Source organism: Eximiradius sp., assembly GCA_937127445.1.
Lineage (GTDB): Bacteria > Bacteroidota > Ignavibacteria > Kapaibacteriales > UBA2268 > JAKIZO01.
On sequence record CAKZLY010000030.1, the window covers coordinates 1 to 14,229 of the forward strand.

General features: G+C 34.9%; 14 protein-coding genes. 4 read left to right on the forward strand and 10 right to left on the reverse strand.

What is annotated here, in order from left to right:
* Together AC6QZF_RS09090 and AC6QZF_RS09095 are read right to left on the reverse strand one after the other, a co-directional pair.
* Window positions 1-797, reverse strand: a 797-nt coding sequence (locus AC6QZF_RS09090; RefSeq protein WP_499799569.1) for a fibronectin type III domain-containing protein, incomplete at its 3' end; no start/stop codon positions are given.
* A 114-nt stretch (window positions 798-911) separates the two neighbouring features.
* Window positions 912-2,219, reverse strand: a complete 1,308-nt coding sequence (locus tag AC6QZF_RS09095) for an SdrD B-like domain-containing protein (RefSeq protein ID WP_499799570.1) — start codon at window positions 2,217-2,219, stop codon at window positions 912-914.
* A gap of 341 nt (window positions 2,220-2,560) precedes the next feature.
* Here AC6QZF_RS09095 and AC6QZF_RS09100 point away from each other — a divergent pair, with 341 nt between their 5' ends.
* Window positions 2,561-4,216, forward strand: a complete 1,656-nt coding sequence (locus AC6QZF_RS09100; RefSeq protein ID WP_499799571.1) for a S41 family peptidase — start codon at window positions 2,561-2,563, stop codon at window positions 4,214-4,216.
* A gap of 86 nt (window positions 4,217-4,302) precedes the next feature.
* On the opposite strand, the gene AC6QZF_RS09105 is transcribed toward AC6QZF_RS09100, so the two are convergent.
* From AC6QZF_RS09105 to AC6QZF_RS09130, 6 genes are all read right to left on the reverse strand, one after another.
* Window positions 4,303-5,235 (reverse strand): leucine-rich repeat domain-containing protein, encoded by a 933-nt coding sequence (locus AC6QZF_RS09105; protein WP_499799572.1) that lies wholly within the window; start codon window positions 5,233-5,235, stop codon window positions 4,303-4,305.
* Window positions 5,236-5,318: 83 nt separating this feature from the next.
* The gene (locus AC6QZF_RS09110; protein ID WP_499799573.1) at window positions 5,319-5,867 is read right to left on the reverse strand and encodes a PepSY-associated TM helix domain-containing protein; all 549 of its coding nucleotides are present in this window, start codon (window positions 5,865-5,867) and stop codon (window positions 5,319-5,321) included.
* An 86-nt stretch (window positions 5,868-5,953) separates the two neighbouring features.
* Window positions 5,954-6,463 (reverse strand): hypothetical protein, encoded by a 510-nt coding sequence (locus AC6QZF_RS09115; RefSeq protein ID WP_499799574.1) that lies wholly within the window; start codon window positions 6,461-6,463, stop codon window positions 5,954-5,956.
* Window positions 6,464-6,521: 58 nt separating this feature from the next.
* Window positions 6,522-7,277: a type III pantothenate kinase gene (locus tag AC6QZF_RS09120; RefSeq protein WP_499799575.1), complete on the reverse strand. Its 756-nt coding sequence runs from the start codon at window positions 7,275-7,277 to the stop codon at window positions 6,522-6,524.
* Window positions 7,264-7,995, reverse strand: coding sequence for a biotin--[acetyl-CoA-carboxylase] ligase (locus tag AC6QZF_RS09125; protein ID WP_499799576.1), 732 nt, complete (start codon window positions 7,993-7,995; stop codon window positions 7,264-7,266). The genes AC6QZF_RS09120 and AC6QZF_RS09125 overlap by 14 nt, the downstream gene beginning before the upstream one ends.
* 3 nt (window positions 7,996-7,998) lie before the next feature.
* A complete protein-coding gene (locus AC6QZF_RS09130) occupies window positions 7,999-8,895 on the reverse strand; it encodes a dipeptidase (protein WP_499799577.1) in 897 nt (298 codons plus the stop codon).
* Window positions 8,896-9,045: 150 nt separating this feature from the next.
* On the opposite strand from AC6QZF_RS09130, the gene ftsY reads away from it, so the two are divergent.
* On the forward strand, window positions 9,046-10,101 hold the full coding sequence (gene ftsY, locus AC6QZF_RS09135; RefSeq protein WP_499799578.1) for a signal recognition particle-docking protein FtsY: 1,056 nt from the start codon (window positions 9,046-9,048) through the stop codon (window positions 10,099-10,101).
* Here ftsY and AC6QZF_RS09140 read toward each other — a convergent pair.
* The gene (locus AC6QZF_RS09140; RefSeq protein ID WP_499799579.1) at window positions 10,076-10,822 is read right to left on the reverse strand and encodes a hypothetical protein; all 747 of its coding nucleotides are present in this window, start codon (window positions 10,820-10,822) and stop codon (window positions 10,076-10,078) included. The two genes, ftsY and AC6QZF_RS09140, sit on opposite strands and share 26 nt — an antisense overlap.
* Window positions 10,823-10,830: 8 nt before the next feature.
* Window positions 10,831-12,069, reverse strand: a complete 1,239-nt coding sequence (locus AC6QZF_RS09145) for an ATP-binding protein (RefSeq protein WP_499799580.1) — start codon at window positions 12,067-12,069, stop codon at window positions 10,831-10,833.
* A gap of 219 nt (window positions 12,070-12,288) precedes the next feature.
* On the opposite strand from AC6QZF_RS09145, the gene AC6QZF_RS09150 reads away from it, so the two are divergent.
* Both AC6QZF_RS09150 and AC6QZF_RS09155 read left to right on the forward strand, forming a co-directional pair.
* The gene (locus AC6QZF_RS09150; RefSeq protein ID WP_499799581.1) at window positions 12,289-13,833 is read left to right on the forward strand and encodes an acyl-CoA carboxylase subunit beta; all 1,545 of its coding nucleotides are present in this window, start codon (window positions 12,289-12,291) and stop codon (window positions 13,831-13,833) included.
* A 10-nt stretch (window positions 13,834-13,843) separates the two neighbouring features.
* Window positions 13,844-14,158 carry a biotin/lipoyl-containing protein gene (locus tag AC6QZF_RS09155; protein ID WP_499799582.1) on the forward strand — a complete coding sequence of 105 codons (315 nt, stop codon included), beginning with the start codon at window positions 13,844-13,846 and terminating at the stop codon, window positions 14,156-14,158.
* Window positions 14,159-14,229: the final 71 nt, after the last annotated feature.

Genomic DNA, 14,229 nt, shown 5'->3' on the forward strand with positions numbered 1-14,229 from the left:
GACCATACTGATGACCAATCACTTTCAGTTGTTCCAGCAGTAGCTTTTACTCGCCAGTAGTATGTTGTATTGTAGTTCAACCCACTTACATTATATGTCGTCCCTGTTACACTCTGATTTAATACTGTTGTTGCAAATGTACTGCTTGTCGATACCTGCAATACATAGCCTGTAGCTCCACTTACTGCATTCCATTCAAGTGTCGGATTTATCGATACATTTGTCGCATTGTTCACCGGTAATGATAATGTCGGTGCTGCAAGCGTCGGCCCTGCCGGAATTATTCCACCGTTGACATAAGATATAGTTACAGTTCCACCGTTCTCTACCAATAAATCTACATTCTCGTTCTCTACAAACGACACCTGCCCATAATTCGATACTCCCCATGTAAATGGTACTGCTCCTGGTCCATTATATATAACGTTAATATTAAACATTACGGAACCGTCAGGAAAACTCTTATTAAATAAATCACCTGCTATCCACCCATTCATTATCATCGTTGGTGAATAGCTCATATTACCTACCCAGTCTGCCGCGGGACACAATGGATGATAATCAGCAAATCCTGTACCTGTGCCCGTCTTTGTTATACCAGTCCCATGACTTATATATAATTCTGCTAACACAATTGCATTAGGCCCATTCGCCCCATATATCTTTACCGGAACTGACACTAGTTGTCCCGGTACCGCTGTTACTGTACCCAATTCTAATGTTATGACTGTATTACTTTGAGAAAATAAATTTAATGAGAGAAAGAAGAAAACCGCTATATAAAATATTTTTTTCATACTATTGCTTTAATATTGTTAAACATTAATTTTTTCAATCAACAAGTTATTCAAAGAAACGAATTCAAAAAAATCAATATTAATCCGAAAATTTAATACGGACATCATAATAATTTAATTGGATGGTGGAGTAAAGCTACCATCAACATCTCCAGAGCATAGTGACTCAATATTAAGAGTTCCATTAGCTCCGTTTATAGTTATATTTAACGGATAAAAGATATAATCAGGAGCTGTCCAGCTGTAACTTTGTTGTGCTAATCTTCGTCTCATTTGCAAAACGTCTACAGCATTAACTACTCCAAGAATATGCACATCAGCAGCTGAAAGTCTAACACCTGATAATGGAGTAATCGTTCCTTGAACACCTGCTAAATGCTGCCTTGTTCTAAGAACGTCAATATTTGCTAATCCACCCCAGGCTTTAGCAGTAGTGATTTGCAATGTATAGTTGCCATCTGCAACATTAGTAAATTCATAGAAGCCTTGAGTGTTTGTGGTTGTAGTGGCAATAGTTATTCCCTGGGAGTCTTTTAGTGTAACTGTACAGTTATTCATTGCGGTTTGAGCACTGTTTTTGTATTTTATATACCCTGAAACTGTGTAACCAGTAGCACCTGGTAAAGTAGTAAATGACCAAACATTTGACCAATTAGTTTCAGTTGTATTACGAAGTGCCTTAACACGCCAGTAATAAGTTGTGTTGTTCAACAATCCGGTAAGTTGAATGGACGTATTTGCAACTGTTCCACTATAAACTGTAGTAGCAAAAGTATTTGAAGTGGAAACTTCAACCATATATCCTGTAGCAGTAGGAACTGCTTGCCAAGATAGAGTAGGATCTAAAGCAATATTAGTAGACAAGTTTTGAGGCGATAACAATGTTGGTGGAACAAGAGCATCACCATAAATAGCATCATACATAAACAACATACTGCCGGAATAAGTTGTTTGGCACGGACCGAGATACGGATAATTAATTGCAGGGATACCATTAGTATTGCAAACGAGATTAGTTACAGGAACTTCCATTTGCAATTGAGCGTCCCACATCAAAAAGTTGAGAGTTTCGCCAGGATAGAAACCTTCTTTAATGTTTGGAGTAAGAGTGTCGTTTTCCCAAACATTTAAAGCATAGTTCATATCGTTGGTTGTGCCCTGCCAAACAATGTAACCACCGCATTTGCGGACAGTGCCATCATAGAAGAACACACCAATAGCATCACCTGCTGCCATTGGACGACCATTAATCATAAAAACACCACCATATTGTACAGGTTTGAACAGGATAGTCCCGTACTCACCTGGGTTAGGTGTAACAGTCCACGAAGAAGTCGGTGGACCATAAGTTTGAGCAACTGAATTTTCAGCTACTCCTACAATGAGTAAAAGGATTAAACATAAAACAGAAATTTGCTTCATATAAAGCTCCTATAAGTGAAACAAATAAAAATCTATACCTGAATTATTTTGCAATACCTGACTTCTTTCTTATTATTAGAAATATTTATTTACTTCAATATTTTCAATGTTTTTCAACAAATCTAATAAATAATTTGAAAATTCAAAACATTTTTTTTATACTTTTTTTATATTTTTATTAACCCTGTGATAACTAACAATCATAATTAATTAATTTAATCAAAACTAAGAGAAAAATTCAATTTTGATAGAAACTTTATTTATAGTTTTTACGTTTATATATTAATAATATTTTTAAAATTGCTATATTTGATTATTAAGTTTTACAGTAGGGAACAATAATGTACAGAAAAATTTCGCTCTATCTATCACTTCTTGGATTAGGAATAGTTGCTGGTGTGTTCTTAAGTCCTTTGATTTCAGGCGACAATATTTTCGACCAGCTTGAAAAATACAAAACAGTATTTAACACAGCATTCAAAAATTATGTAGACGAAGTTTCTCCAAACACACTCACTGAATCAGCAATCAAGGGAATGCTTAGCGACCTTGACCCGCACTCTACCTACATTAATGCTGAGGAAATGCAACGCGTTGATGAAGATATGCGAGGTTCTTTCGAGGGAATTGGGGTTCAGTTTGACATAATTAGCGATACAATTACTGTTATTTCTCCTATTGCTGGAGGTCCAAGCGAAGCAGTTGGAATTCTTGCTGGCGATAAAATTGTAAAAATCGACGGTGTATCTGCAATTGGAATGAGACAAGAAGACGTACCAAAAAAATTACGCGGGCCAAAAGGCACTAAAGTTGAATTAGAAATCTATCGTCCAGGACAAAAAGGAACAATGAATTTCACTATTATTAGAGACAAAATTCCCCTGTATAGCGTTACTGCATCTTACATTTTGGAAGGAACTGATATTGGGGTAATTTCAATTAATCGTTTCTCTGCTACCACTCACGAAGAATTGCTCAATGCAGCGAATGAATTACGCAGTCAAGGAATGAAAAGACTTATTCTTGACTTGCGTGGTAATCCAGGTGGCTATCTTAACCAAGCATTTTTAATGGCTGATGAATTTCTTCCAGGGCAAGGCGATACGATTGTCTATACCCTTGGACGAATGGAAGACGCTAATGAAGTATATCGTTCGCGTCGTGGTAATCAACTTGAAGATATACCATTAATTGTACTTATAGATTATGGTTCTGCTTCAGCAAGCGAAATTGTCTCAGGAGCGATTCAAGATTTAGATCGTGGACTCATTGTTGGAACTACTTCCTTCGGAAAGGGACTCGTTCAAAGACAATATCCGTTACAGGATGGTTCAGCATTCAGATTAACAATTGCACGATACTATACTCCATCAGGGCGATCAATTCAAAGACCATATAAAGATAAAGATAAGTATTTTAAGCGTTTTATGGAACGTTTTGAACTCGAAGAAGGATTAAATCTTGACCATACTATTGAAAAAATGAAGGCAGAAAAAGGAAAAGATAAAATTGAGCTTGATTCCATCCCACTATTCAAGACACGTGCAGGTAGAACTGTTTTAGGAGGTGGAGGAATAACACCTGACTATATTGTCAAAAGCGATACAATAACTAAATTATCGGCGCAAATTCGCAGCAAAAATCTCTACAACGAGTTTATTAACACTCGATATAACAATGGAAAAGAGTTAAGAGCTAAATACGAAAATAATTTTAGCACTTTTTACAAAGAATTTAATGTATCTAATGATGATTTAAAAGCATTCAGAAAGTTTGTTGAAAGCAAGGAAATAACCTGGGACGAAAAAGATTCTGAAACCGACAAGGACTATATTAAGACTGTAATTAAGGCTCTGCTTGCCAATATAGTATTTGACCGTTCCAAGCAAGCTTTGGTATTCAGCGATATAGACAAACAGTTGCAAGTAGCTAAAAATCTATTCCCAGAAGCTGAAAAAATTGCTAGAATGGGACAAAATAAAGGAAAGAAAAAGTAATAGGATTTTCAGTTATTCTTAAATTAAGAAGGCTGTCGCTAACAAAAGGGACAGCCTTTTTCAATTTATATTTATTTTAAATAGAATTATGACCAAATTATACTAACGTCTTTGAGCATTTCATTTATCTTTCGTTTCTCTTCGTCGCTAAAACTATTTTTAGTAAGAATGACACTCTTCAAATTTTTACAATTGACTATACTTTGTGGAAGAGAAGAAATCTCGTTGAAGCTTAAATCGAGTTCTTGTAATTCAACTAAATTCCCGAAATTATCTGGCAATTCTTGAAGTTCGTTCTCGTAGAGGAATAGTTTTCTTAATTTTGTCAAATTGCAGATAGATGAAGGCAAATGCGTCAATAAGTTTTTATAAGCTCGGAATTTTTGTAAGTTTTCCAGTTCGCCAAAATTTTCAGGAAGTTCAGCTAAATTATTCTCGTGAACTTCAAGTTTTTCTAATTTTTTCAAGTTGCAAATAAAGTTAGGTAATTTTGCGAGAAAATTTCCTGGAGCACGCAATTTTACTAAATTTTCTAATTTTCCGATTGTTTCTGGCAGCTCTGAAATTTCATTTTCGCTAAGAACAAGTTCCTGTAAATTTGTCAAGTTACCAATACTATCGGGAAGCCGTTTGATTTTGTTGTTATTCAATCCTAAACGTTTTAAGTTAATGAGCTCGCCAATACTTTCAGGTAATTTTTCGAGTTCGTTCCAACTAAGTACAAGTACATTGAGATTTCGTAACTCAGTAATGGCTTTTGGAACGCTTTTAATTTTGTTACCGCTGAGGTCTAATTTTTTAAGTGAAGTAAGTTGAGAAATCTCTTCTGGAATTTCTTCTATTTGATTATTCCATAGCAAAAGTTCTTCTAAGTTAGGGAATTCGAAAATTTGTTCTGGAAATTTGTTTAAATCTTTGAAATGTAGGTCTAAGCGAGTAACACTAAGGGGATCTTTTAAAGCAGCCTCGATTGAAAAATAAGTAATCGAGGGATTTTGAGAGCTTGTTTCGGTATTCATTTCGCCTCCGATATTCTTTTTAATAGTGGTAGAATTTTTTCATTTTATTATAGTTAAAAAAAAATTAAAAAGCAACAAATATTTTATAAATACAACAATAATATCAGGATTGGGATAATGATACCAACAACTCCCAAAATAGTTCCTCTCCATTTTAATCCATTTTTACCTTTGATGATGAAAAGCCCGGAAATAGCAAGAAATGCCAGTGCTACACAGTAAAAATCTGAGAAATATGTCCAGATTTTTCCAGGATTATAATGCAATTTGTTGAGATGAAAAAAAATTGGACGCCGTTTAATAGTTTCAACTTCGCAATAACCAGTATTTAACTCGCAAGTAACGCTACCACCATCAATAAAAATTTTCAAAATATTATTTTTGGGAAAGTAATGGCTTTTGTATGAATCAACATTGATAGAATTAAGTATTTGGGAAATTTTATCTCTGTCAATTCTATCGCGAGATAAGTTCTCATCTATCTGAAATGCTTCTTTTCTAATAATATAATTCGGATTCCAATCTTTGATATGATTGATAGCAATTCCAGAAACGGCATAAATCAGTGTCATGCCAATAAAGAAATAGCCCAAATCTCGATGAAGAGTACGATTAAGCTTGTATAAATTCATAATTAAATGTGGTTAGTTGAACATATATATAAAAATATCGAGACGCTCGGTGAGGCGTCTCGATACAAATTGAGCAACATTTCTGTTTATAATTTTTTAAAAGAAATAGCTGTCATAGTGTATTTAGAAATATACCCTTTAGGACTATTTTGAATTCTTTGCTTTAGGTTTTCAACTTTTTTCATACTTTCTTCGAATTCGCATGAATGGTCGGAGTTTTCTTTCTCTTCGGCTTTTATTTCTTCTTCTAATTTATTAGCGTACTCAATATCTAATTTTTCTTCTTCAAGAGTACCAACGACGGACACTTTTGTTCCTTCCAAATCTTTTGGGAAAGAGGAAATTTTATCGCTTGTGAAAATCTGAATTTTTTGCTCAGGATCATCAGGATTGCCAATAAACATTTTTTTACCACTGTGAGCACAAACGTGCAGAACCATACCTTCAAGTTCGACTTGTCCACCTTTGTATTCAAAATTATCAGACAGGACTTTCGCAAGTGTTAATTTCTCAACAACTTCGGCTGGCTTTTCAGCTTGTTTGCAAGAAACAAGAGCGAAAATTAATGCGACAAACCAAAAGAATGTTTTTTTCATAGTTGTTTTCCTTTATTAGATATTAGACTAAAAACTACAATACAAATTAACAAAAAAATTAGAAAATTTTAACTGATTTTGCTAATTTTTGAAGTCCTTTCAGAACAAGATTTGGATCGAAATGAACGTCAAAACCACTTAAATTGTCTGCAATAAGCGGTCCATCGCCACCAGTAACAACAACGGTAGGTTTTTGCCTTTTGAATTTTTTGCGAGATAAGTTAGTAATCACTTCTTTAATCCCACCAATTACTGAACTGAAGATCCCTATCTGTATAGCTTCGATAGTATTTGTACCATAAAATGAGGTTGGTTTGACAGGTTCAACAAATGGAAGCAATGAAGTGAATTTTTCTAATGACTTAGCTTGGGTTCGCAAACCAGGGAAAATAGCACCACCCAAAGCGATATTTGGCTCTATGAGCACATTAATGGTGATGGCTGTTCCGCAATCAACTGTAACCAGCGGTGGAGAAAACTCACCAACAGCAGCAATTAGCCCAAGACGTCTATCTATTCCCATACCTTCAACACGTGAAAAATTTACAATTTGAGATTTTTCTAAAATATCAGATGCATTAGAGAATAGGATACTTTTTTCCTTTAATAATTTAGTTAAATATGAATAAGCCTCTTGATTTACGCTCGAAATAACTATGAATTTATAATCATTATCCTTCAAAATATATTTTTCAAGTTTTTTGAGCCAATTATCATATTGAAGTTCATAAACAGAAAAAATATCATCGTCGAGCAGTTTTATTCTACTGTTCCCAATATCAATAGCAAGTGCTTTTTTCTTAATCCAGTTCATACCTTATTGAATCAGAATTATCAACAAAAATATAATTACCTGTATCCAATGACAATAGTTCCAATTGACCAGTAGGATAAAGTTTTGATGCTTGCCATAAACCATCTTTGTTTGAAACAGTAACAATTTTGCTAATAATATTCAACTTATTAGACCATTTCTCGAATATTTGACTGGGAGAAAGTTCTAAGTATTTCTTAATATTACCAGAAAGTGGTTCGATCAATCTTTCAGGTTCTGTTTCGATACCCAAAAGAGACAGAGAGGTAGGATTAATTCCTTCAGCAATTGGGAATTCTCTCTGGTTCACATTTATTCCAATACCAATCACAGAGCTTTCGCAACGATCGCCGGAAAAAGAATGTTCAACAAGCACACCGCTAATTTTTTTCCACCCGTTTGGAGTTTTGGCATAAACATCGTTTGGATATTTAAGGCGAAAGGAAATGTTTGGAGCAATTGCTTCAAGCAACTCCAATACGGCAAGGCAACCAACAAATTGATAAGAAACAAGTTCTTCGTAATTAACTTCCGTTTTGTGTTTTTTCCCATAAGAATAGTACAGATTGCTTCGATATCCTCCGAACCAATTTTTTTCGTTTCTACCACGTCCTTTTGCTTGGAATTCAGCGGTAACTACCACTTCATCTTCGATTTGAAGAAGATGTCCAATGTAATCATTTGTGGAAGAAATTTCACCAAAATGATAGTGTTTCATATCTTATTGAATATAGTTTAGAGTAAAATCTTTCAAATTTCTAAACATTATTTTATCGACTAAATCATCATCAGTAAGAGCAATTTTAAGCATTTCATAGATTTCGGGATAGCTTTCCACACCAGAGAATGGACAATGAGTAATGCCATCGAAATCAGCGCCAAAACCTAAAACTTTTTCGCCACCGAGTTTTAATATATGTTCAATATGTTCAAGCATTTTATTTTTCAGATTGTTTTTTTCGTCACCCAAGAAATTAGAATAAAGGTTAATGCCAATGAAACCTTTTCTTTTGATAATTTCCTGAATTTGTTCGTCGTAAAGATTTCTTGGATGGTCGAAAACTGAGCGAGCATTAGAATGTGAAGCAATAAAAGGAGAAGAAATTGTGTTGACAACATCATCGAAGCCAGCAATATTTAAATGAGAAACATCAACAATCATTTTGAGTTTTTCCATTTCGATGATAACTTCTTTGCCGAAAGAAGTAAGCCCGAAAGGTTCATCGATGCCATCGGCAAGGAAATTCCTATGGTTCCAAGTCAAAGTTATTGCGCGCACACCAAGAGAATAGAAAGCATAAAGATTGTTTATATCGTTAATTATTGGAGCTGCACCTTCGATGGAGAGTAAAATATTTACTTTACTTTCATCGTAATTGCTTGATTTTGTGAGCAATCTGACATCACCGGGCATTTGTTTAAGAAGGCGCCCAATGCAATTGACAGCAAAACTTAAAGCAGTATCGCCTACAAGCTCGGGTTCAGTAAAAAGAGCAAAATATTGGAGTCGCCCACCAACAGATTGAAATTTCGGCAAATTCCAATGGGCGTTTTCACAAAAAAAAATGTTATTTCTAAATGCGGTCAAAGTATCGCAATGAGCGTCTGATATATTCATAACACTATCCATTTATATTAAATTGCAAATATATGTATTTTTTTATTTTTATAAGATATAAAATTAAATTAAGTAGTTTAATTAATGAACACTTAATTTTTTTCTTGTGTTTTTTTTAATTAATTTTGAGTTTAAAACAATGGAGTAGAAATGAATTTTTTTAAGAAAATCAAAGATAAAGTAACCGAACAAGTTGAAAAAGCAACCACGCAATTTACCGAAGCAGTTAAGCAAGCAACTACGGCACTTGGTTTTGATAAAATTAAGCAAGGACTATCGAAAACACGTAATTCATTAGTAGATAATTTAAAGGCATTACTCGGAGGCGGACGAAAGATTGACGACGCTTTGATAGATGAAATAGAGGAAATTCTAATTTTATCGGATATTGGAGTAGCAACAACTGAAAGGATAATAGAAACACTGCGGAGAAGAGTTAAGCGAGAAGGGTACGAAAATGCAGAAGATTTGTATTTCCTACTGAAACAAGAAATACTAAATCTACTTGTTGAATCCCCATCAGCAAAAAATGACGCAATATATGAAATTCCTGAAGAGAATACTCCGTGGGTAATTATTGTTGTTGGCGTCAATGGTGTTGGGAAGACAACAACAATCGGGAAACTGGCGTACAATTATAAGTCAGTTGGCAAAAACGTCGTGATTGGAGCAGCTGATACTTTTCGAGCTGCTGCAAACGAACAATTAGAAATATGGGCTGAACGAGCAGGAGTCGAGATTATTCAGCAACAGCAGGGAGCCGACCCCGCCGCAGTAGCGTATGATACGCTTAAATCTGCAATTTCAAAGAAAAAGGATGTTGTAATTATTGACACAGCAGGACGACTGCATAATAAAGGGCATTTGATGGCTGAACTCGAAAAAATCACAAGAGTTGTGAAAAAATTAAAGCCCGATGCACCGAATGATGTTTATTTGATATTAGATGCTACTACAGGACAAAATGCAATTCAGCAAGCAAAAGAGTTTTCAAAAGTTGCAAATATAACGGGCATAGTTCTCACTAAATTAGATGGAACTGCAAAAGGTGGAGTTGTTATACCAATTGCTAATGAATTGAATATTCCTGTTAGATATATCGGGGTTGGCGAAAAGATTGATGATTTGCAACCATTCGACCCAAAAGAATTTGTTGATGCATTATTTGAGGACAGAGATACTAACGAAGAAAATACACAAGAGTAGAAGCAGTTTGAATGGTTAAATATGCTGAAAGAGCAAGGATTAAGGAAAATACAATATAAAGAATAATTCGAAGGATTAGTTTTCCTTTTGTTGAAATTAAGTGAAATAGTATTCCAAGAGTAGCAGTTAGAGACAAAATAAAGAGCAAGATTTCTTTTTTGATGTCAACTTTAACCTTTTCGAATTTTGTTTTATGCCAAAATTCGTGTGAATATATTTTTATTGGAATAGATGGGACAGCGAATGCGTAACCTATAAAGGGATCCGATTTATAGCTAAATCCCAATAATTTGACAACACCGATAATATCGTAATCTTTTAACCCACTTCGAGTATTGATTTGGTATGCATCATTTTTTTTTACAGAAAATATTGGCATTTTATTCAAACTAATAGGTGATTTATCATAGACTGGTTCCCAAATATCTGATTTGAATTTTCTGCCGATGAGTAGGAATTTTTGTTCGGTATTTTCTGTATTTTCAATTATTATTTGTTGAATATTATCAGGTGGATTAATATAGTTTTCGACATAAGGGAAAACAAACGGAATAATAACGTAGAAATAAGCTGCCCAAAAAGGGACAAGTATTGAAATTTTTAACGTCCATAAAAATGCAGATGAAACAATCCATTCTTTACGAAAAATTTTTCGCAACCACAAAAAAACATAAAATACTAAAGCAACAGAGAATATGTAAAAATAGTTTTCCAGATACATATAACTAACTAATTATTTAATGGAATTTCAATAGCAAAAGTTGTGCCTTTTCCTAATTGAGTTTCTTTGACAAAAATTTTACCGTTGTGATAATCTTCGATAATACGCTTTGCAAGGCTGAGACCAAGCCCCCAACCACGTTTTTTTGTCGTAAAGCCGGGATAGAATAAATTACGGCGAACTTTGCTTGTGAGCCCTTTACCATTATCTTCGATGTAAATAAGTGCGTATTTGTGAGAAACTTTTGTAGTGCGAATAATAATTTTACCTTCTTTGTGTTCGATTGCTTCGGCAGCATTTTTAAGCAAGTTTTCAAAAACCCAGGCAAGCAAATCCTGGTTAGCTTCGACTGTAATATTTTCGCTGAATTCCCGGACAATCTCGACTTTGCGTCCAAGGTGGGGCAAGCGTTTTTCGAAATATCTACATACTTCATCAATCAGTGTATTTAGCTCAATATGTTCTTTTTCTGGCATAGAACCAATTTTTGAGAAGCGAGTTGTGATAATTTGCAAGCGATTAATATCGTTACTCATCTCATTAACTGTATCTTCGACTGCTTTGGGGTCGTCTTTGGAATATCGCAAAATTTCGAGCCAGGCTAATAAACTCGACAATGGTGTTCCGAGCTGGTGAGCAGCTTCGCGAGCCATACCAACCCAGACTTTGGATTGTTCGTTTTTTCGCACACTGCTGAAAGCAACATATCCGATAGCTACAAAAGCTGAAATAATAATTAAAGAGACAAATGGGAAAAGGCGTAATCTGTCAATTAATTCAGAATGAGTATAATAAATTTTTTGGACAACGACACCGTTTTCGTCCTCAATAATTATCGGTTCATAATTTTCTTTCATTTTTTGAATATAACGTTTGAGAAAGGCTCGCTGTTCTTCGATAGTCATCATTTTACTGAGATTAATATTGAGGGTGTAAGAGGCAAAATCTTCGAGTGGTTCATCGTTTGCGTCTGTCATAATAACGGGAAAAGTAATAGTTGGTGTAATTTCGTCCAAAAAGAAAATAAGATACTCTAAATTTTTTTTGGGGTCCGAATAATGTTTGTATGTATTGGAATATAATCTTATAATTCGCTGTTCGTGTTGAATTAGTTCATTGACAAGTACTTGAGTAAAGATGACAACAGCGATAACAATAGAGAATGCAATAAGGGTGAGCAAAGTTTTAAGTTGCCATTTTCCGTCAGTGCTGAAAAGTGATTTTAATAAATTGATACCATTGAGCATATTATAGAATTATGAATTTTTTTAAATAATATAAGATAATTTAATAAGAAAAATGTAAAAAAATTAACTTTTTTGGTTCAATTTTGGGACAAACAACCAATTGATTAATTATAATTAATTGTATTGCAAAAACTTATGTAAATTTTTATTTAAATATTGATTAATTAATTTTATATTTGTGAAGAAAATAATGTTGTGAAATTTTTAAGGAAAAATAGTATGTCATTTCTGGATAGGGTACGAGATTTTTTCCAAAGAAAGAAAACAGTTGAAATCGGCGGTGGCGAGCAAGCAATTGAAAAACAGAAAAAGATGGGGAAGCTCACTGCACGCGAACGCATTCAGTATTTGCTTGATCCAGGGACGTTCCACGAATATGATATGTTTGTCGAGCATAAAGCAGAAGACTTCGGAATGGACAAGAAGTTTCTGCCGGGCGATGGTGTGATAACTGGTACAGGAAATATTCTGGGGCATCCCGTTTGTATTTATGCACAAGATTTCACTGTTGCAGGTGGTTCTTTGGGACTGGCTCACGCAAAGAAAATCACAAAGATGATGGATCACGCAATGAGAATGGGTATGCCACTTATTGGGATAAATGATTCTGGTGGCGCTCGTATCCAGGAAGGTGTTAATTCATTAGCAGGCTATGGAGAAATATTTTTCCGTAATACACGAGCTTCGGGAGTTATTCCACAAATATCGGTAATATTAGGCCCTTGTGCTGGTGGGGCAGTGTATTCGCCTGCACTGACAGACTTTGTATTCGTAGTGGATAAAATTTCTAAGATGTTCATCACGGGACCAGAAGTAATTAAAACAGTGCTTGGTGAAGAAATTTCGATGGAAGAGCTTGGTGGCGCCCGTGTTCATGCGGAAATTTCTGGGAATGCACATTTCTATGCAGAAAGCGAGCAAGAATGTTTTGAGCAGATAAAACGCCTTGTTACTTTTATTCCGTGGAACAATCGCAAGAAAGCGGACAAATTCCAACCTAAACCGCCAATTTTTGACAAGCCAATTGCAGAAATATTGCCCAAAGAGCCAAATGAACCTTATGACATTCGCGACGTGATTAAGGCACTGGTTGATAATTCTGATTTTCTTGAAGTTCAAGAACATTGGGCAAAAAATATAGTGATTGGATTTGCAAGAATCAATGGAGAAACAGTTGGAATAGTTGGTAATCAGCCTCTGGTACTTGCTGGAGTGCTTGATGTAGATTCGTCGGATAAAGCAGCACGTTTTATTCGATTTTGCGATGCATTTAATATTCCTTTGCTAACACTTGTTGATTTGCCTGGATATTTGCCAGGTGTTGACCAGGAACACGCAGGTGTAATTCGTCATGGGGCAAAAGTGCTTTATGCATATAGCGAGGCAACAGTATTGAAAACGACTGTGATATTACGCAAAGCTTACGGTGGTGGATATATTGCAATGTGTAGCCGCCATTTAGGAGCTGATTTTGTGTTTGCCTGGCCTACTGCAGAAATTGCTGTAATGGGTCCGGAGGGTGCTGCAAATATTATTTTCAAAAATGAAATTGCTAATGCACCAAATCCAGAAGAGATGCGTAAACAAAAGGTTACAGAATATATCGAAAAATTCGCTAATCCATATAAAGCAGCTGCAAATGGATATATCGATGCAGTAATCACACCGGAAGAAACACGCGATTTCATCATCCACGCTTTGTGGGTTTCGCAAAACAAAGAAGATGTTCCGCCAAAGAAAAAACACGGTGTTCCACCATTCTAATGGAGTAGAAATGAATAACGAAAATCTTGGGAAATTAATTCTTGATGATACAGTTTACGAAACGCAACTGACAAAAAAATTTACCTTACGGAAAAAATATGTTCCGAAAGATCCGAAAAAGATTACAGCATTTATTCCAGGTGTAATACGTGAAGTGTACGTAAAAATTGGTGATAACGTAAAAGTAGGCGATAAATTACTAGTGCTTGAAGCAATGAAAATGAGAAATACGATAACATCACCAATGAATGGGAAAATTCGCTACGTTGCTGTTTCGACGGGTAAATCCGTTGCGAAGAATGAACTGTTGGTTGAATTTGAATGATTTTTTTAAATTAATTTAATGTAATATTCAACATAATTCAACATAGAGACGCAGAACATTGCGTCTCTATT